Here is a 24,627-nt window from a genome sequence, read left to right as displayed (position 1 = left end):
ATTTTAATATGCTCCCTTTATAGTAGACAGTTAAAATAATAAAACTGTTTCTATAAAGGGGTATTTTAATGTCAAGAAAAACTAAATGTTCTCTTGATGAAAAATTGATAGAGGTGATTTAGGATAAGTTATGAAGAACCAAAATTAAAAGAAGTATTTTAAATATTTTAAAGCTCTAAATCCAACACAATATACGGGAATTTACTTACCCTTTTTAATGAAAATTAGTAAGTAACATTATTAAGTTCTTAAATGGTATTATATTCACTTAATAAATCACAAAATTTCAAAACTAATTTTAATGAATTTTTAGCCTTGGGATTGTTAATTTTAGAGTTATTAAACATTATTTATGAAAAATTACAAAAATACATTAAAATGAAATAATTTTCTTATAAGTCATTGAAAGAACAACAAATCTTAAGCTATAATAAGGAAGAAATTTTACGAGTATAAAAGAGCAATATAATATTTTAAATATATTAGCTTTAGAAAGAGGATAAAGGCTATGGCAAAGAATGAAACAAAAGATATGACTACAGGTAATCCATTTAAAATTATTTTGGGATTTTCAATTCCATTATTGTTTGGAATGCTATTTCAACAGTTTTATAGTATGGCAGATACAATTATAGTAGGGAAATATTTGGGCGTTGATTCTTTAGCGGCAGTAGGGTCAACAAGTTCAATAAATTTTATGATAATTGGATTTTGCATGGGGATTTGTAATGGATTTGCAATACCAGTAGCACAAAAATTTGGAGCATCTGATTATAAACTTTTACGTAAATATGTAGCTAATAGTGCATGGTTATCAATTATAATTTCAGCTATAATGACAGTTATAGTATGTGTATTTTGCAGAGATATTTTAGTTTTGATGAGGACACCAGAAAATATTATTGATGGTGCATATGATTATATATTTGTAATATTTTTAGGAATACCAGTAACATTTCTTTATAATTTGTTAGCAGGTATTATTCGTTCACTTGGAGATAGTAAGACACCACTTATTTTTTTAATTATATCTTCAGTGATTAATGTTATTTTGGGCTTATATTTAATAATATTTGTGCATATGGGAGTAGAAGGATCAGCTTTGGCTACGGTTATATCACAGGGAATATCAGGAGTATGTTGCTTAATATTTATGAGAAAAAAATATGAAATTCTTAAATTTGAAAAAGATGAATTAAAAATTGATGTAAGATGTATTAAAAAGTTATGTTATATGGGAATACCAATGGGATTACAATATTCTATTACAGCTATAGGTAGTGTAATACTACAGACATCAGTAAATAATCTTGGTTCAGATGTGGTAGCTTCAGTTGCTGCTGGGTCTAAAATATCTGCATTTTTATGTTGTCCATTTGATGCACTTGGTTCAACAATGGCGGTATATGCTGGACAAAATGTTGGGGCTAGAAAGTTAGAGCGTATAAGTCAAGGAATAAAGAGCAGTATAATTATAGGATCAGCATATTCAATAATAGCTCTTATTGTATCAATTTTCTTTGGAAAGAGCATAGCATTAATATTTATAGATAGTAGTGAAGCACAAATACTTTCACAAGTAATTAAATATTTAATAATGACAGCAACTTTTTATATTCCATTATGTTTTGTAAATGTAGTACGTTTTACTATTCAGGGAATGGGATATTCAATGTTTGCAATACTTGCTGGAGTATGTGAGATGATAGCAAGAACAGTGTGTGGATTTGTTTTAGTTCCTATATTTGGATATATAGCAGTATGTTTTGCTAGTCCAGTTGCATGGATATGTGCAGATGCATTTTTGATACCAGCATATGGTGCTGTATTAAAGGATTTAAAGAAAGAGATTGATATAACAATACATGAAGAACAAATGTTAGAAGGAGAGGTTGTAAAAGAGAATATAGAAATATAACTTGTAAAATTGATACCTTCTAGCATATCAGTTAGAAGGACTTTTTTATTCTTTAGGAAATTATATTCATGGATAATCTGTGGATAATTCATTTTTAAAAATATTGCAATAAACTAAATGCATAGTTCCTAAAGAATAAAAAATAAATTATATGCGCCTGGTCTTTTCTTCGGCAAGCTCAGAAAATCCAGAGTGCGCTGAAAAAAATCGACGGCTTAAAGGATTACGTTTTATAAAAGCTATTGTATTCTATTGGATTTGTATTTTTATAGAAGACTATATCATAGTCGCCTTGGCGATTTTTTTATTTTTAAGGTGGTGATAAAATGACATTACAGCAATTAAAATATGCAATTGAAATTGCAAAATGTGGATCAATTAATATTGCTGCTAGAAAGCTTTTTATTACTCAGCCAAGTCTTTCTAATGCAATTAGAGAACTTGAAACTGAACTAAATATAAGTATTTTTCAGCGTACAAACAGAGGAATTAGTGTTTCAGTTGATGGAGCAGAATTTTTAGGTTATGCACGACAAGTAGTTGAGCAAACAGAACTGTTAGAAAAACGATATTTTAATACAAAGCCTTCAGCACAACATTTTTCTGTATCAACTCAGCATTATGCCTTTTCTGTCAATGCTTTCGTTAACTTAATAAAAGAATATGGAAATAACGAATATGAATTTAGTCTAAGAGAAACGAAAACCTATGAAATTATTGACGATGTAAAAAATCTTCGAAGTGAAATAGGAGTTTTATATTTAAATGAGTTTAACTCAAAAATTCTTAATAAACTCTTTAAGGAAAACAACTTAAAGTTTACAAAGTTATTTGTGGCAAAACCACATGTATTTATTAGTATAAATAACCCTCTTTCAAAGCAAAAAGTAGTAACTATTGAAGATTTGAAGGATTATCCATATTTATGTTTTGAGCAGGGAGAATATAATTCATTTCATTTTTCTGAAGAAATACTAAGTACTCTTTCTCATAAAAAAAACATAAAAGTTAGTGATAGAGCAACTCTTTTTAATCTATTAATTGGATTAAATGGGTACACTATATCAACGGGAGTTCTAAGTTCTGATTTAAATGGAAATGATATTATTGCTGTACCTCTAGATGTCAATGAAGAAATAATAGTTGGTTGGATTTCACATAAAAGTATTAAGCTTAGCAAACTTGCGAATATTTACATTGATGCATTAAATGAAATTATTTCAGAATTTATATAAGATTTATTTCTAGTGCTTTTAAAAACAAGATTTACATATTTCAGCTATAGTATAAAACTATAACAAGTAATAGTTTTTTGGAGTTACACTATAATTAAATTTATATGATATGATTACTTCAATAAAAATTTTTGATAAAAGATTGTTTTTAAAATTAGATTAACAATTTTTATAGGAGGAATAATTATGAATAACAATGCACCGTTTAAATATGATATTGTAGGAAGTTTTTTAAGACCTGATTATTTAAAGAAGGCAAGAAGTGAATATGCAAATGGAAAAATTACAGCAGAAGAGCTAAAAAAAGTTGAAAATGTAGCAATTACAGATTTAATTACAAAACAGAAAGCAGCTGGACTTAGAGTTATAACAGATGGAGAGTTTAGGAGGAGTTCATGGCATCTTGATTTTATGTGGGCATTTAATGGTGTTGGACATGAGAAGACAAAGGATGGAATTCCGTTTGATGGAGAGGCAGCATTAATTGATGACACATTCCTTATTGGAAAAGTATTTGTTAACAGTCATCCTTTTGTTGAACATTTTAAATTTGTAAAACAATTTGAAGATGATAATACTGTTGCTAGACAGACAATTCCTGCACCAGCACAGTTTTTATTTCAGATGATTATCCCTGAAAATTTGGAAAAAACAAAAGCCATTTATCCAAACGAAGAAGAGTTGATTTTAGATATTGCAGATGGATACAAAAAAGTTATTAAAGACTTATATGCAGCAGGATGCAGGAACATCCAGTTTGATGATTGTACATGGGGAGTATGCGTTGATCCTAATGCTTGCTTAATTTTTGGTACTGATGAAGATGGCCTTCAAGATAATATTGAAAAATTAATAAGAATCAATAATCTTGCTATTGAAGGTAAGCCAGAAGACCTTGTAATTAACACTCATATATGTAGAGGAAATTTTCATTCTACATGGGCGTGCCAGGGAGGTTATGACAGTGTAGCAAAAGATCTCTTTGCAAAAGAAAATGTACAGGCCTTTTATTTGGAATTTGATGATGAACGTTCTGGTGATTTTGAATCACTTAAATATGTAGGTAAAGATAAGAAAGTTGTATTAGGACTCATTACAACAAAATCTCCTGTACTTGAGAATAACGATGATATAATTAAACGTATCAAAGAAGCTTCAAAATACATTCCATTGGAACGCTTATGTTTAAGTCCTCAGTGTGGATTTGCATCTACGGAAGAAGGTAATAAACTTACAGAAGAAGAACAATGGGCAAAATTGAAACTGGTTCAGGAAGTTGCAAAAGAGGTATGGAAATAAAATTATTGATTTAAAAAGAATATTATTTAAGCGGACTTGAAATATAGTCTGCTATTTTTATGAAAAATGTTTTTCTAAATTAAAATAAAAAACTTGTAAATTTTACAAAAAAGTATTAGTATATAATAAGAAATTTAATAATTCAGATGAAGATAGCGGGAGAGTTATGGCTATGGCTATACACCGAAGAAGTAAATCTTTCAGGTACCTAATAACATATTAGAGATGACCGCTATTGGATGAATCCTTGGAGAGACTCTTTATAATGAGCACCGAAGGAGAAAGCTGTATAGCGAAACTCTCAGGTAAAAGGACAGGGTAGTTAACATATATTAAAAAGTAATTTATATTTAATTACTTTATTTAGACCTTATCTATTCATAATTTGTATCTCCAACTAATAAATATTCATAATTTTGAAAGGCGGAGAATAATATGTCAGAAAATGAAAACTTGTCTAGAGGCCTTAAAAATCGTCATGTTCAATTACTTGCAATTGGAGGTGCAATTGGTACAGGCTTATTCCTTGGATCAGGCAGGTCTATTAGCTTGGCTGGCCCATCTATTTTATTTGCGTATGCCATAACAGGAACAGTTTGTTTTTTTATTATGCGCGCCCTTGGAGAACTATTACTTTCTAACTTAAACTATCATTCATTTGTAGATTTTGTACATGATTATTTAGGAAACGGATCAGCATTTATTACTGGATGGACATATTGGTTCTGCTGGATTTCACTTGCCATGGCTGACTTAACTGCTGCTGGACTTTATATACAATACTGGTTTCCCAATATAGCTCAGTGGGTTCCAAGCCTTATAGTTCTTATAGTTTTACTAATTATGAATCTTACAACAGTGAAGTTGTTTGGAGAAATGGAATTCTGGTTTGCATTAATTAAAATTGTTGCAATTTTAGCATTAATTATAATTGGTACATTTATGATAATAAAAGGATTCTCTACAGATGCTGGTACATCTAGCTTTACAAACCTTTGGAATAATGGTGGTTGGCTCCCAAATGGAATAAAAGGTTTTGTACTTTCATTTCAAATGGTTGTATTTGCTTTTACTGGAATTGAATTAGTTGGATTAACAGCTGGTGAAACTGAAAATCCAGAACATGTTATTCCAAAAGCCATTAATAATATTCCAATTAGAATTATTATTTTCTATATTGGGGCGCTTATTGTTATTATGAGTATATACCCATGGAATTCAATTAATCCAGATAAAAGTCCATTTGTACAGGTATTTAGCGCAGTAGGAATTACAGCAGCAGCAAGTATTGTAAATTTCGTTGTACTAACATCAGCTGCATCTGCTTGTAATAGTGGTATTTTCAGTACAAGCCGTATGGTTTATTCTCTTGCTAAAGAAAATAATGCACCTGAGTCAATGAAAAAATTAACACCTAATCAAGTACCTTCTAATGCTATAATATTCTCTGCAGCTGTGATTTTTATTTCAGTTATTCTGAATTATATTATGCCAGAAGGGGTATTTGTGCTAATTACAAGCATATCAACATTCTGCTTTATCTTTATTTGGACAATTATAGTTATTTGTCATTTAAGATATCGCAAAACTAATCCTGAACTTGCATCTAGGAGCAAATTCAAAATGCCACTGTACCCAATTGCTAATTATATAATTTTAGCATTTTTAATTTTTGTTATAGGTATATTAGCACTTAATAAAGAAACTCGTGTGGCTTTATTTGTAACACCAGTATGGTTTATAATGCTTGGGGGGATTTATAATATACTTAAATTAAAGACGAAAAATGAGGAAGCTGTCAAAGGAGATTTAGTATAGAATTCAAATTATAGATATATTACTTTAGCGTACTTAGGAAATCCGGAAAATTTAATAAATTATTTTTAAATTCATTAGTGAACTCTAGCATTTTTATCATCTAATATTAATATGGTAAAAATGCTAGAGCCTTTTTTTATTCTATTGGATTTATGTTTTATAGGTGATTATATCATAGTCGCCTTGGCAATTTTGTTATTAAATTTTAACTGGAATAATATGTTAATATAGAATATACGAATATACCAGTAAAAATTAATGAATTTAATTATCTAAAAAATTTTTACGAACATCTTCTAAATTTACATTTTCCAAAGAATCTGTTACTTCGATTCCAATTGCAGCTATATTGTTATTGACTACTACATATGATCCACTTTTATCTATATTAAAATCTACGTCTATAATACCTTTCTTACCTGTAAATGTAGTTACAACATCACCAGTTTCTCCATCATATAAGGTGAAAGTGCTATCTGGATTATCATATGAATCAAGATCTAATGAAAGGTTTGTTTTTATGCCTTTTTCTAATACTACTACAAGTGGTTCAAATTCATAACCGGTTCCCTTAATATTTAAACTCTGTGTATCTCCAGAAATATTAGCCTTTTTAATCAATCTATCAGTTGAAACCTTACTTAAATCATCACCATATATACTTGGAGTTTGCTCAGCATCAGTTACTGTATTACCTGTGCAGCAACTCATTCCACTACTTGGTTGTGGCAATGATGGATCTGCCTTAGATGTATCCACAGAATCAAGATTATCAGTAACCTTAATAACTCCTCTTATCATTCCCATCCAACAACTGAAATTTATATCTTTATCTTCTGGAGTAAATTCAATTATGTTTTCACCAGAATTTAGAGTTTTCTGTATATTTAAAGATGGTATTACCACAGCATTATTACAGGAATTTAACTTACTTCCTGTTATTATCCACTTAACAGGCATTCCTTTTTGTACATAAAATACATTAGGTGTATACCCATTATTATCTGCTGTCATATTTATTATTTGAACTCCATTTTCAATAGTTGGTTTAGCTATATTAGTTTGAGATGCATTTGCTGAAGTACCTTGTGCTAATGTTCTTATATTAGGAAGGCCAAAACCTGCAAGTGCAAGGCCTCTATTTCCCATTATTAATCCAAGTATTATTACTAAAAATCCACTAAACTTTAATAATTGTTTTGTATAACCTTTGCTTAAAAATCCAGATATAGCCCCAAAGCCTAACATTAAAGGAACTGTTCCTAAAGAAAATACAAACATTGATAATGCTCCATTCATTGCACTACCAGTACCTAATGCATAAAGCTGCATTGTTTGCAAAGGGCCACAAGGCATTAATCCATTTAACATTCCAACTAAGAAAGGAGTTTTAGGTTTCTTTTTTGTAGAACATGAAGACCAGGGTAACTTAATATTAAGCTTTCTAAAAATAGAGAATCCTGCCATGTTTAATCCCATTATAACCATAAATACTCCTGCAAATATTTGAAGCCCTGCTTTCACATTAAGTGATAATGATAGGACAGAACCTAAAGCACCTACAATAGCACCAATAATTGTATAAGAAGTTACTCTTCCTGCATTATATAAAATTGCAGGCATTAAAGTCTGAAACTTACTTTTTTCTTCTTTTAAAATACTTTGTGTAAGCATTATACCGCCACACATACCAACACAATGAATTGATGTAAGCATACCAACAATAAATAATACCATATAAGATGCATTATTTAGAGCAGAGCTCATATCAAATCCCGCAGTAGAATTACCAATTAGTAAAATAGCAGCAACCACAACAAAAAAGCCTGCGAATTTAATATTATTTGAATTTTTTGTACTATAACCAGCTTTCTTAATAGCTTCTTTTAATTGTTCAATATTGCAAATCACACTATCATATTCAACAGTTACTTGCTGAGCACTATAGCTAGCAATTACATTTACAACTCCATTAACTTTCTTTAATGCACTCTCTACTTTGCCTTCACATGAAGTACATGTCATGTCATAAACCTTAATAATCTCTCTTTTGATCTTCATATTTGCCTCCATCAAATTACTTTATTTTATTTCAAAATATATTTAAATAGTAATTTATCTTTAGATATATTAATTTTAGTAAAAAGTTGTGAAGATTTTATGAGGATTAAAGAAATAGAAAATATATTTAATTATGTAATTACATATAAGAAGCTTTAAATTTATAACGATAATGAGTTTTTATCCATTTTAAGATTATAATTTGATGAATTGTTAGAATTTTAAAGAAACATTAAGATAACTCTGTTAAATCAGTATTTTTCTTTAAAAATAATTATTATTTGAACTTTGAATAAAGTAAAATAAAAATCTATAATTATAGTTAAATATATAGTAATGAAATATTTATTATATATTTAACTTTTAAAATAAATGGAGGTATTATTATGAAAAAATTATTTAAATGTACAGTATGTGGATTTATAAGTGAAGGTGAAGAAGCTCCTGAAAAATGTCCAAAATGCAACATGGGTAAAGAAAAATTTGTTGAATTAAGCAAGGAAGATGCAGATAAGATCTATCAATCTGACAGAACTAATGATATTCATGCAGAAATCATAGTTTTAGCTGATAAAATTGCTAAACTTTGCAATGAAGGCATAGAAATAAAATTAGATCCTATGTGCGTAGCAGCATTTGAAAAAGCAAAAAATGAGGTTTGGACAATAAAGCAAAGATCAAAAGCTGAATTAGCAGGACACATGAACAAAGGAAAGTGGTAAAACGAGATTTATTCTAATATAGAAAACATAAAAACTAAATTATTATAAATTCTACGTAAATCCATAGTCTATCCATATGTTTCTTATTTGAACAATGGACAGGCTATGAATTCTAATGTATAAGTCAACAAATTCTATAACATATATTATGAAATTAATCTGTTTATTACATAGCTCAAGTAATATTATGAAAAGCTTCTGATTATACTCATAAAATGAGTATTCTTTAAATACCATTCTAAAATATTCAATTAATTTTTGTCCAATCTATAAGAAAAGAGTACTACTCAATTTTAGATTTGGCTTTTAATATCAATTCATCTTTTTCAGGTGGTTATTTAATAGTTTGGATTATGCTTTCCATTTGTTGTATTTCTTTTGTCTGTGTATCAATTATATTTTCAGCCATATTTTTTATTGTGTTATTATCAGTATATTTTAAAATTGTTTCTGACATATCTATTGCCATTTGATGATGAGTAATCATTCCTTTAGCAAATGCTTCATCTACGTTTTTAAATGTTTGATGAGACATAGTATGGTTAGCCGTTTTATTATACTCCTTGAAATAATCAGTTTCTTTATCAGTATCTATTTGAATATTTTTTTTAAGTTCTTGAATTAATTGTTTCATATCTTCAATTTCTGAAACTTGAACATTGATTATATCATTAGCAATTTTTTTTAGTTCTTCATTTTCTCCACCATGTTGTAAAAAGTTTTCAGACATACTAACAGCAGATTCATGGTGTGGGATCATACCGTAAAGAAAGTCAATAGATGCATCACCAGTATGAGGTATTCCATCCATTTCACTCATCATGGTATCCATTAATTTATTATCTTTATCTAAATAATTTATCATATTTGGATCTTGAATATTATTGTTATTATGATATATAAAGATACCTCCTGATACTAATATTATACAAATTAGAATACCACTAATCAAAAATTCACTTTGTTTTATCATTTTTTTATACTCCTTAATTTATAAATTTTAATTTATGAAGTTAACATATGATCTGTAAACTTTAAATTAATTGTATTTTAACAAATAAATATGTAGATTATATGTAGACAGGAATGTGTGTATATATATTAACAATATTGATAATTATATCCAATAGTTGTACAATAATAAAAAAATAGAGATTTATAAAAACAATAATTATTATTAACTTATTATTAATATTATAATATAAGGGGAAATGTGAAGTGGATAAAACAAAGAAGAAAGATTTATTTTAACGTAAGAGTTATTTTATTTGTAATTGATGAGATTGCAAAAATATATATGCTGAATCAAGAAATTCAGTGAGAAAGTTATTAGATTATATTATTTAGAGAACATATGTAATATAGAATTCTAAATTTAACATATATAACATAAATAAAATTCATTTTCATATAATTAAGTTAAGGAGTAATAGAAATGAATGATGATGATTTTATAAAACTAGTAAAAAAATTACAGTCAGATGAATTGACTGAAAAACTAATATATATGAGAATTGCTGAAGATACTAATAATGTTGAGGATAAGAAGACTTTGAGATTAATAGCTAGTGAAGAACAAAAGCATTATGATGTTTGGAAAAGATACACAAAGCGTGATGTAAAGCCTAATCGAGCACTTGTATTTTGGTATACATTGTTATCTAAAATATTAGGATATACATTTGCAGTCAAAATAATGGAAATAAGACAAAACAAATATATTAATAAATCAATAAAGATATTATTAGAAAAAAATATACCAGAATCAGTGATAGTATTTACAGAGGAACAGGTGCATGAACAGAAATTATTAGGAATGATAGATGAAGATAGATTAAAATATGTAGGGTCTATGGTTTTGGGATTAAATGACGCATTGGTAGAATTTACTGGATGTTTAGCAGGATGGTCGTTTGCTATGCAAAGTAATAAATTAATTTCTTTAGCAGGACTTATTACAGGAATATCTGCTACACTATCTATGGCTTCTTCAGAATATTTATCAGCTAAAAATGAAGGCAATAAAAATGCGGCAAGATCAGCAATTTATACAGGAGTTGCATATTTGATTACAGTGGTAATATTAATTCTTCCATATTTATTATTACCAGATAATATGTACATGATGTCATTAGGGGTTATGTTAATTGCAGTTATAGTAATAATTGCAGCATTTAATTATTACATCTCAATTGCTAAGGATTTATCATTCAAAGAAAAATTCAAAGAAATGTCTATTGTTAGCCTTTCAGTAGCCGGAGTATCCTTTATTATTGGATTATTAGTAAAAAGATTTCTAGGAATAGATATTTAATTAGCCTAATGGAAGAAGAAAAATAAAAGACAGTAGAGATTTTGTATAAAAACAAAATTCTACTGTCTTTTAAGTGCATTATGAATTTTAGTATAAAATTAAAAAGGCTTATTTTCTTTCATTAATATCAAAATCACTTTTGGGAATATGAGGAGATTTTTTATTAGCCACATATATCAATCCTTTTGTATGAAATTATCTATTATATAATATATATAGTTTAAAAGTATGATTTTAGAGTTTTTTAGATTTTAAAAGAAAAGAATTATAGAATTAATATGTGTTTATGTGTAAGAATTTGCTTATTTATTGCGGACTGGAGCAAGTATATATTTATTTATAAAAGCTATTAAAGCATATGAAAATAAATCTACATCATTAATAAAGACAAAATAAAATATACTATCCTTAAAAACTTAGAATAGCATATTTTAAATTTGCTTTATTTCTTCTATTTGTGCAAAGCGATTAGTAATAATTTCTTTGCAATTTTTTAGTTTTATAATTTATCTAAATATTCACCATATCCTAGTTCATCCATTTTATTTTTTGGAATGAATTTTAATGAAGCTGAATTTATACAATATCTTAATCCTCCTAATTCATCAGGACCATCATTAAAGACATGACCTAAGTGAGAATCTCCATTTGTACTTCTTACTTCTGTTCTAAACATTCCATGACTAAAATCTGAATGTTCTTTTACATATCCTTTATTTATAGGTTTAGAAAAAGCTGGCCATCCACAACCTGAGTTGAACTTGTCTTTTGAAGAAAATAGAGGTTTCCCTGTGACTACATCTACATAAATTCCTTCATCAAAATTTTCATTATATTCATTATCAAAAGGTGGTTCTGTTCCATTTTCTTGGGTAACTTTATATTGAATAGGTGTTAATTTATTTTTGAGTTCTTCTTTTTTTAAAGTTGATATTTTCCATGTATTTTCTATAAAATTTTTTCTACCAGAACCTTCATAATATGCTTTATATCTAAAAGGATTTTTCTTATAGTAATCTTGATGATATTCATCGGCAGGATAGAATTCCTCTGCTTTTAATATTTTTACTGCTATGGGTTTACCAAATATTCCACTCTTATCTAAATTCATCTTATATTCTTCAGTTATGAGCTTTTGTTCATTATCAGTATAAAAGACAGCTGTTTCATAACTCTTTCCTCGATCATTAAATTGACCACCTTCATCTGTTGGATCAATACTCATAAAAAATGCTTCAACTAATTCCACATACTTTATTATTTCTTCGTCATATAGAATTTCTACAGCTTCATAATGCCCTGTTTCTTTTGTACATACTTCTTCATATGTAGGATTTTTTACATGACCACCAGTATAACCTACAACTATTTTTTGTACACCATCATATGAATCAAATGGCTTTACCATGCACCAAAAGCATCCGCCAGCAAAAATAGCTTTCTTTAATTTACTCATTTGTATATACCTCCTTGTACATTTTTTTGTATATATCTTTATTAATATTATAACTATAATTTCAATAATTTAAATACAATATACGCTTATTCTATTTAATACATTAATTTTTATTCATATAGTTGCAAAATGCCAAAAATACGTATTCAATATTAATTTAGTAAAAATGAAATTTTATAAGAAACTCATTTTTCATGATAAAAAATAGGGAATTTTAATGGTCATATTTCGCATTTTAAGTGTCTATTATATGATTATAGTCAATTTTCGGTGAATCTTTTTTGTAAAAATAATAATTTTAATGCCCAAAAATGTAACAGTTTATATTGTTATGTAATATTATATATTATAAAAAATGTAAACAAAGGAGTAATTAGAATGGATAACGATAATATTGATTCTATTTTTAGAGATTTTAATGTTACTGTACTATCTATACCAATTGTATATGATTTCTTCGGTGACCATGATCCAGATGGAATTATGTATATACTAAAAGAATATAAAGATGAAGTAAAGAATAAAGCTATAGCAAATTTTTATAATAAAGATGAAAATGGGCTTCCTCTTCCAAGACCTACAGAAGAAGTTCAGCCTCTTACAATAAGAGCAAATGTTGGAGATACTATAAGAATAGAATTTGAGCATAACGAAGAGAGAAGATTATCTATTCACATGCAAGGACTTAAGTACAAAAATATATTATCTGATGGCGCTAATGCAGGCTATAATGTCGATTCTACAGTTGGTCCAGGTGAAAAGATAACTTATGAATGGTACGCAGATAGAGAAGGAATATTTTACTTTAGTGATATGGGTGATACTAGATTTAGCGAAAAAGGAACTAATATACACGGCTTGTTTGGAGCACTAATAGTTCAAGCAAAGGGAACTAGTTGGACAGATCCTGTAGATGGAAATGAGCTGAAAAGCGGTATATTTGCTGATATTCACAATCCATCTAAGCCGAGTTTTAGAGAGTATGCAGTGTATTTTCATGATGAACTTGAAGCTGTAAATAGATTTGGAAAACCAATTATAGATCCTCATACTGGAATGCGAATTGCTGTAACTGCCATAAGTTACAGATCAGAGCCTATGGTAAATAGAGCTGCTTTTATACCAGATAAAGATGTAGGTTTTAAGTTCTGTAATCCATGTAATCCTAAGGATAACATCAATATAATAGATATAAAAAAGCCAATGGAGCATCATGTAGTAGATGGAGAAGATGTTTCTATGAGTTCTTGGACTTATGGTGATCCATCAACGTTTATACCAAGAGCATATAAAGGTGACCCTTCTAAGTTTAGACTTATACACGGAGGGGTACAAGAAACACATGTATTCCATCTTCACACACACCAATGGAGGTTAGAGCCGGATAATCCTGATTCAATAATAATAGACTCTATATCAGTAGGACCTCAAGAAAGTTATACTCTGGATATATTATATGGTGCAGGAAGTTTAGTCGGATCTATAGGAGATCATATATGGCATTGTCATTTATATCCTCATTTTCATGAAGGAATGTGGTCATTATGGAGAGTATTTGATAGATTGGAAACTGGTGAAAATGTATTACTTGAAAATGGCCAAGTAATAAGTCAATTGTATCCAGATGGAACTATTATAAAAGAGTTAAAACCACTTCCAGATAGAACTCCACCTCCTGCAAAGGATTTAGATCATCCAGGGTATCCTAATTTTATAAACGGAAAATTTAGAGAAAGACCAAAGCAGCCACCTTTAGGGATAATAAACCAAAAGGGAGGAAATAAAATATGTCCAACTGAGTTGGAGTCTGATAATTTTTCAGATAATTTTACTAAAGGAGCTTTATACACCCAACCTTGTCCTAATAAAAAAGATAAGTGTGGATGTAAAAAGGCAGATGTTATTTTTGAACTATTTGTATTACAAGCAAAATTAGTATACAACAAATCAGGATGGAATGACCCATATGGAAGATTTTATGTTACAAAAGAGCAAATAGAAGAATACACAGAGTGCAAGGTAACAAATGAAAATAAAGAGGAATTAGCTAAGAAATATGTAGCAGGAGTAGAAAATAGATGTATTGATGTAGAACCTTTAGTTATAAGAGCTAATAAAGGCGATTGTATAGAAGTTAGAACCACCAATTTTTTACCAGAAACACTACCAAAAACAGCTTTTCAATTAGAAACTTTAACTGATAATGTAGGATTTCACATTCACTTAGTGAAATTTGATGTTATAGCTTCAGATGGTGGTGCAAATGGATATAATAATATAGCTTCTGTTTTTTATGGAGAAACCTTAGTAGAAAGATATTATGCTAATGAAGAATTAAATGCGTGTTTTTTCCATGATCATTTCAATCCAAATTCACATCAACAACATGGAGTGTTTGGAGCAGTTATAATAGAACCAAAAGGATCAAAATATTATGATCCAAAGACAGGCAAACGAATAAAATATGGAACAAAAGCTGTGATAGAAACACCTTCAGGAAGAAAATTCAGAGAGTTTGGACTATTTGTCCATGATTTTGCATTATTATTTGATAAAAAAGGGAATCCATTAAACAAACCTCCATTTCCAGGATCACATGATGACCCAGGTGTTATGGGCATAAATTATAAGTGTGAGCCATTAAGAGAAAGATTAACAAAGGAAAAATTAAATGGTGAGGATTCAGCTTATGTATTCAGCTCTAGAATTCATGATGATCCAGTGACACCAATACTAGAAACCTATCCTGGAGATGAAATTGTAATAAGATTATTAGATGGAGCTCAAGAAGAACAACATGCATTTAATATAAATGGAATGAAGTGGAGAAAAGAAATAACAGACATAAGATCTCCATTAGTTCAAGCGCAAACAATAGGAATATCAGAAGCATTCAATATAAGAATAAAAGATGATTATGAAGGAGGAGATTATCTTTACTACTTTGGAGGTCAAGATGATTTATGGCTAGGTTTATGGGGAATAATAAGAGCCTATAAAAATAAAACTAAAAATTTATTGCCTATAAACTCATCTGAAGAATGTTCAAATAAAATAGATGATTCTAAAGAAAAAAAGGTTAGAGAGTTTCATATAGCGGCAATACAAAAAGATATCTTATACAATTGTTTTGAAGACCATGATCCTGATGGGTTATTATTTGTGCCATATGAGTACAAGGATGATATACTAAGTGGAAAGATGGAACCAAAACCATTGATATTAAGGGCAAATAAGGGTGAATATATAAAAGTAAAATTAACTAATTGTTTCACTAAACCAATACCATATCAAGTTTTTCCTGGAGTACCAGTTGATAAAGTAGTTACACCATCTATGAGAGTAGGAATTAGTCCGCAATTTTTAGGATTTAATCCAATAGCTGATAGTGGCGTAAATGTAGGGTATAATAATTTAGAACAAACTGTAAAGCCAGGAGATAGTAAAACCTATTTATGGTATGCAGATGAGGAATACGGAACTTGCTTATTGTCATCTTTTACAGATATAAGGAATCACAGATATCATGGTTTATTTGGAGCAATAATAATAGAACCAGAAGAAGCACAAATAGAGAATGATGATATTTATGGAGATCAAGCAACTATATCTGAAGATGGACGTAACGCATTTAGAGAATTTGTAATTTTTATGCACAATGGTATAAGGCTTTTAGACGTAGATGGTAATTTAATAGAGACTAATCGAGAAATTGGTGAAGATGGGCAGCCAGAACCAGTGGATTTTGAAGATAGAGGAGAAAAAGGATTTAACTATAGATCAGAAAGATTTTTTAATAGATTAGGAGATAACCCAGATGAATCAGATATAGCAAATGTATTTAGTTCTGTAGTTCATGAAGATCCAGCTACACCAATATTTGAAGCATCACCAGGAGAAAGAGTTATTATAAGACTACTAATGCCAGCAGACAAACCAAGAAATACTTGTTTCGTGCTTCATGGTCATAAATGGAAAGCTCAGCCAGATGATCCATTTACAAATATTATATCAGCTCAAGGAGCCATGAGTGTAGGAAACGTATTTAATCTTGAGTTAATAAATGGAGCATCTATGATACCAGGTGACTATTTATATAGGTCAGGAATTATAAAATGGGATATAGAATCAGGTATGTGGGGAATTTTTAGAATTAAAGATAAGAATACATCAGAATTATAAAATCCTAAGAATGAATATACAAAGTTTTTATTAAACTCTATTTTTGTAATGTGAAATTCCAGTTATAAGAAAAAAATAAATTTTGGTATTACACCAATAAAAAAATTTATGCTATACTTTAAATAAGCAATGCGTTGTACCTATGGTCATACCACTTGTCATAGGCACAATGCATTTTTATTTTGACGTCAAAAAGCATATAGACTGGTCTACCAATAAGGAGTAAAAGAAGTATAAATGAAACTGAAGAATACATAGAAACAGTATGGGGAATGGGATACAGATTAAGTAAAAAATAATTTTACTTAATCTGTATTATCTTGAGATATCTAGATTGGAAATTAATCTCACAAAGATTAATTTGACAAATAGTATAGCAAATAATGTTGTTGATTATGTACAGCAATTTGAAAAAAAACATATGGAAGTGGAACTTAATACAGAAGACCCCATATATGTGCTTGGTAATGAAGAAAAGATAAATCGTATTATCCAAAATCTTATGAAAAATGCCTTGAATTATTCCGATGGAGATGTTGTTATTGATATTTTCATTAAAGATGAAAGTATAATTTTATCTTTTAAAAATCCTATTTCAGATAGTAATGAAATTAATATTGACAATTTATTTGATAAATTTTATGTTGCTGAGAAATCACGAGGTAAATCAACAGGACTTGGATTATCAATTGTAAAATTACTAACAGAACAAATGAATGGAAAAATTAATGCTTTTTTGAATGAAAATAATATAGATATTCAAATACAGCTAAATCCATATATAAATAAATAAAGAATTCTCATTTATTTTCACCAAAAAACAAATAAGAATTCTTTTAATTGATAATTAATACAAGTGCTAAAGTTAATTGCTAATGAAATTCTTAGATGCATATTTTAATGCAAATAATTATATTTTTTATCAAAATATGCTTGAATATATGGAGTTATTAGAATATTATATATATAAATTCTATGAAAACATAATAAATCTGGAAGTAATGATAAATTCTCTTTATTTGGGCACTTTGAGGATTTTGAACTAGTAGTGCAACCCGCCAACAATTAATCAAGATTGTTGGCGTTTTTGATGATAGAAAATATGTGAAAATTTATGAATAAGGAAATATATACTAGATTTTAATTATACATAAGTATTTATTTATATATTAATGAAATTACTGATATATATGTTCTAATTAAGAATCTTCATTAAAATCTGCCCTAAACCCAAAAAGGATATATGGCTCATATGAAGTAATTTTATTGGAACTTATATAAATACAAATAAACTTATTATAAAAATTAAATAAATTATTAAAAGGGGGTGATATATTGATTATAAGGCGGTTAAGTATAGGCCAAAAAATGTTCATAGGCTTTGGAATCATTATTTTAATAATGTTGGCGGTTATTGGCAATACCTATATAAATTTTGTTAAAGAATCCGAAGCAGTCAAATGGAATGGTCATACATATAAAGTTATTCAAGAGTCAGATTGCCTTCTTATGAGTTTATTAGATATGGAAACAGGAGCAAGAGGATACGTTATTACTGGGAATGAAAGTTTTCTCGAACCATTTAATAAAGGAAATTCTTCTTATGAAAATCACTATGATAAACTCAAGCAACTTACAGAAGATAACTCTGAACAACAACAAAGGTTATATAATATTAATAATAAATATAAAGAATGGGTTGAATGGGAAAAAAACATAATAATAGCTAAGAGAAAAGAAGTTTCTTCAGGAAAGTTAAAATTAGAAGATTTGATTGCTATTGTTCAATCAGGTTATGGAAAAAACATGATGGATGAATTACGTTCAATACTTGGAGATATTAATAATGAAGAAGAAAGGCTACTGCAGAACAGAAATGCGGATCTCATTAAAATGGAGAAAGAAACAAGAGTTATTATGCTAACAGGAGGAGCTTTAGCGACTATAGCAGCAATTATTATAGCAAGTTTATCTATTAGGATGATTGTTAATCCTGTAAAAGTTGTTACAAATACTTTTAGAGAAATAGCAGAAGGAGAAGTTAATTTAGAAGCTAGGCTAATGAGTAATTCAGAAGATGAGATTGGCAAGATGGCTAGATATTTTAATATATTTATGACTAAGCTTAAGGAATTAATTTCTGAGAATAGAAACCAAAGCTGGCTGACAACTGGTAGAGCAGAGCTAAATGAAGAAATGCGAGGTGTACGAGAAATTAACACATTAAGTTCTCGTATAATTACATACATATGTAGATATTTAAATATGCAAATTGGAAGATTTTATGTTAAAACGGATAGCAACACTTTTAAAGTATTTGGAAGCTATTCTTATAATAGTTCAGAAGGTTCACCTGATGAATTTAATATAGGTGAAGGATTAGTTGGACAAGCTACTCTAGAAGACAAGATTGTTTTAGTACAAGATGTACCAGCTGATTATATGAAAATTATTTCTGGCCTTGGAGAGGCAGTTCCCAAGAACATATTAATTGCTCCTTGTATGTATCACGAGGAAATAGAATGCATAATAGAGCTAGGATCATTTAATCAATTTACGGATGTACAATTAAAATTTATTGAACAAGTTAGTGAAAACATAGCTACAAGTATAAATTTAACAAAAGCACAAACAAAAATGGAGGTACTTCTTAATAAGACTTTAGTACAGGCAGAAGAATTACAAGTACAGCAAGAGGAATTAAGACAAAATAATGAAGAATTAGAAGAGCAAGCTAAGATTCTAAAACAGTCTGAAATGAATCTGCAAACTCAGCAGGAAGAGTTAAGAGTATCAAATGAGGAGCTTGAAGAGCAAACTAAAAAATTAGAACAGCAAAAGAGAGATATAAGTGAAAATAATAAACTTTTAAGGAAAGCAAACCATGAAATTGAAGGAAAGGCTAAGGAGTTAGAGATTGCTAATAAATACAAATCTGAGTTTTTAGCTAATATGTCTCATGAATTAAGAACTCCTTTAAATAGTATTATAGTTCTTTCTCAATTACTAGAAAATAAAAAAGCTAATGAGCCATTAACAGAAAAACAATTAGAATATTCAAAAACTATTCATTCTTCTGGTAAAAATCTTCTTAGGCTTATTGATGATATCTTGGATTTGTCTAAAGTTGAATCTGGTAAAATAGATATAAATTTTGACCAAGTGAATTTAGCAGAATTAGCTGAGAATACAAAAAGTTTATTTACTCCAATAATTTTGCAAAAAAACATAGATTTTAAGATAGAAATTGAAGATGGATTACCTGAGAAAATAATATCTGATGAGCAAAGACTTCAACAAATAATAAATAATTTATTGTCTAATGCATTTAAATTTACTGAGACTGGTTATGTAAAAATGAATATATGCAGACCTAAAGAAGAAGATATTAAAAATTATAAAATTGAGGAAAATGTTAATAAATTAATAAGTATAGAAATCATAGATACAGGCATAGGTATACCTGCTGATAAACAAACTTTAATTTTTGAGGCTTTTAAGCAAGTGGATGGAACAATTAGTAGAAAATATGGAGGGACAGGACTCGGGTTATCTATTTCAAGAGAACTTGCTCGTTTACTTGGAGGAAACATTTATTTGAAAAGTGAGGAAGGAAAAGGAAGTAAATTTACCTTAGTATTTTTAGATAATGATAATATGGAACAAGTTAAGTTAAATAAAGAGGAATATTCGAGTATTGATAAAAATTATCATGACAATTTGGAAGAAAAAATAATATCAGAAAATGATATTAATGAGTTCACCAAAGATGAGCATTACGAAAGTAAAAAAGAAGATGAAAAGCTTCTTTTAATAATTGAAGATGATGAGCAGTTTTCTACTTTATTATCCGAATTAGCTTATAAAAAAAATTATAAGGTTTTAATTGAGAAAAATAGTGATGAAGCTATAAAATTAGCAGTAAAATACAAACCATATGCGATTTTATTGGATATTGGGTTAGCAAACAATAGCGGGGTGAGAGTAGTTGATAAATTGCAGAACTTAGAATATACAAAAAACATTCCAATTCACATAATTTCATGGAAAGAAGATAAAAATTCATATGATAAAATGAAAAATTTGGTTTGGCATATTAAAAAGCCATATAACTTAGAAGAACTTTATAATTTGTTTGATAAAATAGAGACAAGCTTATCTAACGATTCTAAGAAACTACTTATTGTTGACGAAGATAAAAGTCAAAGTAATATGATATATAATAATTTAAATGAAAGAGGATTCAAGATCACTACCTTAGAAAGTGGATTAGATGCATATAAATTATTAAAAGATGAGCAATTTGATTGTATGATATTAGATTTAAATCTGAAAGATATGAATGGAATTGATCTTGTTAATAAATTGAAAGAAGAAAATTTAGTGAATTTCCCTATTTTAATTTATACAGAAGGTAATATCACGCAAGAAGAGGAAGATAAATTAAATAAATATACTGAGAGTATTATCATAAAAGGTAATAATTCAATTGACAGACTTCTTGATGAAGTGAGTTTATTTTTTCATAGTGTAGATTCTAATATTGATAATAAAAACTTTAAAAATATTAAATTTAGTGAAGAAAAAGAAAATTTATTAAATAATAAAAATATACTTATTGTTGATGATGATATGAGAAATGTTTTTTCATTAACAAGTGCTCTTGAAGAAAAAGGAATGAATGTAGTTGTTGGACGTAATGGATCAGAGGGAATAAAAAAACTTTATGAAAAAAATAATATAGATTTAATCTTAATGGATGTAATGATGCCTGAAATGGATGGATATACTGCAATGAAAGAAATAAGAAAAGAAAAACAATTTGATAATATACCTATTATTGCTATAACGGCCAAATCAATGAAAGAAGATAGACAAAAATGTATTGAGGCTGGATCCAATGATTATTTGACAAAACCAGTAGATATTAATAAACTAATTTCACTTTTAAAGGTGTGGTTGTATAAATGAATAGTGATCAAGTGAAAGAAAAAATTGAGAGTGAAGATATTGAAGTATCTTTATTATTGGAGGGAATTTATTTAAAATATGGGTATGACTTTAGAAAATATTCCACTGCTCATATGAAAAGAAGAATCATTAGAAGTCTATCTAAATCTGGACTAAGTAATATTTCTGAGTTACAATATAAAATTCTTTATGACAGAGATTTTTTTAAATCAGTATTAGCCGATTTCTCAATTAATGTGACTGAAATGTTTAGAGATCCAAGTTTTTATAAAAATTTTAGAAAAAATGTTATTCCTATATTAAAAACTTACCCATTTATCAGAATTTGGCATGCTGGATGTTCTACTGGAGAAGAAGTATATTCTATGGCAATTTTGCTGAAGGAAGAAGGCATATATGAAAGAACACAAATTTATGCTACTGATTTTAATGCTACAGCTTTACAAAAAGCTAAAGAGGGTATTTATGATATTGATCTTATTGATGAATATTCACAAAATTATCAAAAAGCTGGAGGAAATGTATCTTTATCAGAATATTATACAGAAAAATATGACTCAATTATTATAAATAAGGAACTTAAAAAGAAAATTACTTTTGCAGAACATAATTTAGTAACTGATGGAGTATTTGGTGAAATACATGTTATAATTTGTCGTAATGTGCTTATATACTTTAATAAGGATTTGCAAAATTCTGTAATTAATTTGTTTTATGATAGTTTATGTAATGGATGTTTTCTCTGTTTAGGTATAAAAGAAAGTATTATATTTTCAGAAAATCGTCATAACTTTGATGTTATTAGTGAAAGTGAAAAGATTTATCGTAAAAAATATATTGTTTAATTGAAATTTTATATTTATAAAATATGATTACATATTGGAGAGGATAAAATGAAGTATAGAACAATAGTTATAGGATCTTCAGCAGGAGGCATAGATGCAATAGAAAAAATATTAAAGCCTTTAAAAAAAGGATTTCCAGCAGCAGTATTGATTGTTCAGCATTTAAGTAATTATTCTAGTGGTTATATGATTAAACATCTTAATGATGTATGTAATATAAATGTAAAAGAAGCTGATGAAAAGGAAAAAATACTTTTAGGAAATGTATATGTTGCCCCAGCTAATTATCATTTATTAGTAGAAAAAGATGAAACTATGTCCTTTACAGTTGATCCAAAAGTAAATCACTCTAGGCCTGCCATTGATGTTCTTTTTGAATCTGCAGCTGAAGTCTATAGAGATGAACTGATTGGGATTATATTAACAGGAGCAAGTAGTGATGGTAGTAAAGGGCTAAAAAAGATAAAAGATTTTGGTGGAATCATAATAGTACAAGATCCAGGTACAGCAGAGTCAATTTTTATGCCAAATACTGCTATAAAGGCTGTAGAAGTGGATTATATACTTACTTTAGATGAAATCAGAAATAAATTAATTGAATTAGTGGTGAATATAAATGAAAAACAAAAATGATGTTAATATTTTAATTGTTGATGATAGGACAGAAAATTTGCTTGTCTTAGAAAGCTTACTTGAGAATATAGATTGTAATATTATAAAAGCAACATCAGGAAATGAAGCTTTAAGTTTAATGTTATATTATGAATTTGCATTAGTATTACTTGATGTTCAAATGCCAGATATGGATGGATTTGAAACAGCAGAATATATTAGAATGAACTCAAAAACTCGCTATGTACCTATAATATTTGTGACAGCAATAAGTAAAGAACAGAAATGTATATTTAAAGGATATGAAATAGGAGCTGTTGATTATCTTTTTAAGCCCATAGAGCCAATAATGTTACAAAGCAAAGTTAAGGTATTTCTAGAACTTTACAACCAAAAGAAAATGATAGAAGAACAAGCTAGATTACTAGAGATGAAAGTAAAGGAATTATCAGAACTGCAGGAAGCTAATTTTAAATTAGAGAGTCTTTCAACCTTAGATGGCCTTACTGGAATACCAAATAGAAGAAGCTTTGATGATTATATAGAAATGAGTATAAAAAGTTGTACTAGATTAAATAAGCCAATCTCATTAATAATGGCTGACATAGATTTCTTTAAAGGTTACAATGATAATTATGGACATCTTAAAGGGGATGACTGCCTAATTAATGTTGCGAAATCTATTTCTTTAAGTGTCAAACGTCCATTAGATTTTGTAACAAGATATGGTGGCGAAGAGTTTGCTGTAATTTTACCTGAAACGGATGAAGAGGGCGCAAAAATCATAGCAGAGATTATTAGAAAAAATGTAGAAGAACTAGAGATAGCACATAAATCTTCTGATGTATCAGCTTATGTCACTTTAAGTTTAGGAATTACAACAAAATCATCTTCAATACAGTACTCAAAAAACGAACTTATTGAACATGCTGATAAGGCTTTGTACAATTCCAAATCCAATGGACGTAATCAAGTAAGTGTTTGCACTATATAAAACTTAAATAATTATTTAATGTGCATGTAAGTGATATAGGAATGGATATCATGGTTAAGTGCGGAAGGAGATGGCACTGTTAATTTTATGGCTGATATTTTTAAAAATTTTATAGAGGAAGAAATAGAAACTTTATGAAATTTGTTGATTAAATTATATTGTTTTGATGGGGTAGAAATGGATGGATTTGAAGAGAATGT

Annotated in this window: 15 protein-coding genes and 2 riboswitches; of the genes, 12 read left to right on the top strand and 3 right to left on the bottom strand. The window is 28.4% G+C overall.

Going from position 1 to position 24,627, the window contains the following annotated elements; genetic code table 11:
• Positions 1-508: 508 nt before the first annotated feature.
• The 4 genes from CNEONATNEC86_RS14190 (at position 509) to CNEONATNEC86_RS14175 (ending at position 6,270) form a co-directional block, all read left to right on the top strand.
• Positions 509-1,918 carry an MATE family efflux transporter gene (locus tag CNEONATNEC86_RS14190; protein WP_058295847.1) on the top strand — a complete coding sequence of 470 codons (1,410 nt, stop codon included), beginning with the start codon at positions 509-511 and terminating at the stop codon, positions 1,916-1,918.
• Positions 1,919-2,244: 326 nt separating this feature from the next.
• Positions 2,245-3,153: a LysR family transcriptional regulator gene (locus CNEONATNEC86_RS14185; protein ID WP_159136272.1), complete on the top strand. Its 909-nt coding sequence runs from the start codon at positions 2,245-2,247 to the stop codon at positions 3,151-3,153.
• 186 nt (positions 3,154-3,339) lie between these two features.
• Positions 3,340-4,452: a 5-methyltetrahydropteroyltriglutamate--homocysteine S-methyltransferase gene (locus tag CNEONATNEC86_RS14180; protein WP_159136271.1), complete on the top strand. Its 1,113-nt coding sequence runs from the start codon at positions 3,340-3,342 to the stop codon at positions 4,450-4,452.
• 237 nt (positions 4,453-4,689) lie between these two features.
• A riboswitch (glycine riboswitch) is annotated at positions 4,690-4,779 on the top strand.
• Between the two features lie 108 nt (positions 4,780-4,887).
• Entirely contained in the window at positions 4,888-6,270 is a 1,383-nt protein-coding gene (locus CNEONATNEC86_RS14175; RefSeq protein WP_159136270.1) for an amino acid permease, read from the top strand.
• 264 nt (positions 6,271-6,534) lie between these two features.
• Here CNEONATNEC86_RS14175 and CNEONATNEC86_RS14170 read toward each other — a convergent pair whose 3' ends face one another.
• Positions 6,535-8,331 carry an urease accessory protein UreH domain-containing protein gene (locus tag CNEONATNEC86_RS14170; RefSeq protein WP_159136269.1) on the bottom strand — a complete coding sequence of 599 codons (1,797 nt, stop codon included), beginning with the start codon at positions 8,329-8,331 and terminating at the stop codon, positions 6,535-6,537.
• A 386-nt stretch (positions 8,332-8,717) separates the two neighbouring features.
• Here CNEONATNEC86_RS14170 and CNEONATNEC86_RS14165 point away from each other — a divergent pair, with 386 nt between their 5' ends.
• Positions 8,718-9,053, top strand: a complete 336-nt coding sequence (locus CNEONATNEC86_RS14165; protein ID WP_058295842.1) for a rubredoxin-like domain-containing protein — start codon at positions 8,718-8,720, stop codon at positions 9,051-9,053.
• Positions 9,054-9,387: 334 nt separating this feature from the next.
• Here CNEONATNEC86_RS14165 and CNEONATNEC86_RS14160 read toward each other — a convergent pair whose 3' ends face one another.
• The gene (locus CNEONATNEC86_RS14160) at positions 9,388-10,026 is read right to left on the bottom strand and encodes a DUF305 domain-containing protein (RefSeq protein WP_159136268.1); all 639 of its coding nucleotides are present in this window, start codon (positions 10,024-10,026) and stop codon (positions 9,388-9,390) included.
• 462 nt (positions 10,027-10,488) lie between these two features.
• On the opposite strand from CNEONATNEC86_RS14160, the gene CNEONATNEC86_RS14155 reads away from it, so the two are divergent.
• Positions 10,489-11,367, top strand: a complete 879-nt coding sequence (locus CNEONATNEC86_RS14155) for a VIT1/CCC1 transporter family protein (RefSeq protein WP_159136267.1) — start codon at positions 10,489-10,491, stop codon at positions 11,365-11,367.
• Between the two features lie 499 nt (positions 11,368-11,866).
• On the opposite strand, the gene msrB is transcribed toward CNEONATNEC86_RS14155, so the two are convergent.
• Entirely contained in the window at positions 11,867-12,823 is a 957-nt protein-coding gene (msrB, locus tag CNEONATNEC86_RS14150; protein WP_159136266.1) for a peptide-methionine (R)-S-oxide reductase MsrB, read from the bottom strand.
• Positions 12,824-13,201: 378 nt separating this feature from the next.
• Here msrB and CNEONATNEC86_RS14145 point away from each other — a divergent pair, with 378 nt between their 5' ends.
• The 6 genes from CNEONATNEC86_RS14145 (at position 13,202) to CNEONATNEC86_RS14120 (ending at position 24,427) form a co-directional block, all read left to right on the top strand.
• Entirely contained in the window at positions 13,202-17,005 is a 3,804-nt protein-coding gene (locus CNEONATNEC86_RS14145; protein WP_159136265.1) for a multicopper oxidase domain-containing protein, read from the top strand.
• Positions 17,006-17,339: 334 nt separating this feature from the next.
• Positions 17,340-17,798 (top strand): ATP-binding protein, encoded by a 459-nt coding sequence (locus CNEONATNEC86_RS14140; RefSeq protein ID WP_230132061.1) that lies wholly within the window; start codon positions 17,340-17,342, stop codon positions 17,796-17,798.
• Between the two features lie 193 nt (positions 17,799-17,991).
• Positions 17,992-18,074: riboswitch (cyclic di-GMP riboswitch) on the top strand.
• A gap of 266 nt (positions 18,075-18,340) precedes the next feature.
• The gene (locus CNEONATNEC86_RS14135) at positions 18,341-21,976 is read left to right on the top strand and encodes a response regulator (protein WP_159136264.1); all 3,636 of its coding nucleotides are present in this window, start codon (positions 18,341-18,343) and stop codon (positions 21,974-21,976) included.
• The gene (locus CNEONATNEC86_RS14130; protein ID WP_159136263.1) at positions 21,973-22,821 is read left to right on the top strand and encodes a CheR family methyltransferase; all 849 of its coding nucleotides are present in this window, start codon (positions 21,973-21,975) and stop codon (positions 22,819-22,821) included. The genes CNEONATNEC86_RS14135 and CNEONATNEC86_RS14130 overlap by 4 nt, the downstream gene beginning before the upstream one ends.
• Positions 22,822-22,869: 48 nt before the next feature.
• Complete coding sequence (locus CNEONATNEC86_RS14125) at positions 22,870-23,454, top strand: chemotaxis protein CheB (protein WP_058295835.1); 585 nt, start codon at positions 22,870-22,872, stop codon at positions 23,452-23,454.
• Positions 23,438-24,427, top strand: a complete 990-nt coding sequence (locus CNEONATNEC86_RS14120) for a GGDEF domain-containing response regulator (protein ID WP_058295834.1) — start codon at positions 23,438-23,440, stop codon at positions 24,425-24,427. Before CNEONATNEC86_RS14125 ends, CNEONATNEC86_RS14120 begins: the two co-directional genes overlap by 17 nt.
• Positions 24,428-24,627 lie beyond the last annotated feature (200 nt).

The organism is Clostridium neonatale, from assembly GCF_900465025.1.
In the GTDB taxonomy this organism is placed as follows: Bacteria; Bacillota; Clostridia; order Clostridiales; family Clostridiaceae; genus Clostridium; species Clostridium neonatale.
The sequence above is the reverse complement of the archived record's forward strand: the minus strand, read 5'-3'. Positions and strand labels throughout refer to the sequence as shown.

What these genes read in the sequence shown, in the direction of transcription:
- CNEONATNEC86_RS14180 (WP_159136271.1), top strand. Translation starts at nt 3,340, where the DNA reads ATGAATAACAATGCACCGTTTAAATATGATATTGTAGGAAGTTTTTTA.
- CNEONATNEC86_RS14155 (WP_159136267.1), top strand. Translation starts at nt 10,489, where the DNA reads ATGAATGATGATGATTTTATAAAACTAGTAAAAAAATTACAGTCAGAT.
- CNEONATNEC86_RS14125 (WP_058295835.1), top strand. Translation starts at nt 22,870, where the DNA reads ATGAAGTATAGAACAATAGTTATAGGATCTTCAGCAGGAGGCATAGAT.
- CNEONATNEC86_RS14130 (WP_159136263.1), top strand. Translation starts at nt 21,973, where the DNA reads ATGAATAGTGATCAAGTGAAAGAAAAAATTGAGAGTGAAGATATTGAA.
- CNEONATNEC86_RS14175 (WP_159136270.1), top strand. Translation starts at nt 4,888, where the DNA reads ATGTCAGAAAATGAAAACTTGTCTAGAGGCCTTAAAAATCGTCATGTT.
- CNEONATNEC86_RS14145 (WP_159136265.1), top strand. Translation starts at nt 13,202, where the DNA reads ATGGATAACGATAATATTGATTCTATTTTTAGAGATTTTAATGTTACT.
- CNEONATNEC86_RS14170 (WP_159136269.1), bottom strand. Translation starts at nt 8,331, where the DNA reads ATGAAGATCAAAAGAGAGATTATTAAGGTTTATGACATGACATGTACT.
- msrB (WP_159136266.1), bottom strand. Translation starts at nt 12,823, where the DNA reads ATGAGTAAATTAAAGAAAGCTATTTTTGCTGGCGGATGCTTTTGGTGC.
- CNEONATNEC86_RS14165 (WP_058295842.1), top strand. Translation starts at nt 8,718, where the DNA reads ATGAAAAAATTATTTAAATGTACAGTATGTGGATTTATAAGTGAAGGT.
- CNEONATNEC86_RS14190 (WP_058295847.1), top strand. Translation starts at nt 509, where the DNA reads ATGGCAAAGAATGAAACAAAAGATATGACTACAGGTAATCCATTTAAA.
- CNEONATNEC86_RS14160 (WP_159136268.1), bottom strand. Translation starts at nt 10,026, where the DNA reads ATGATAAAACAAAGTGAATTTTTGATTAGTGGTATTCTAATTTGTATA.
- CNEONATNEC86_RS14185 (WP_159136272.1), top strand. Translation starts at nt 2,245, where the DNA reads ATGACATTACAGCAATTAAAATATGCAATTGAAATTGCAAAATGTGGA.
- CNEONATNEC86_RS14120 (WP_058295834.1), top strand. Translation starts at nt 23,438, where the DNA reads ATGAAAAACAAAAATGATGTTAATATTTTAATTGTTGATGATAGGACA.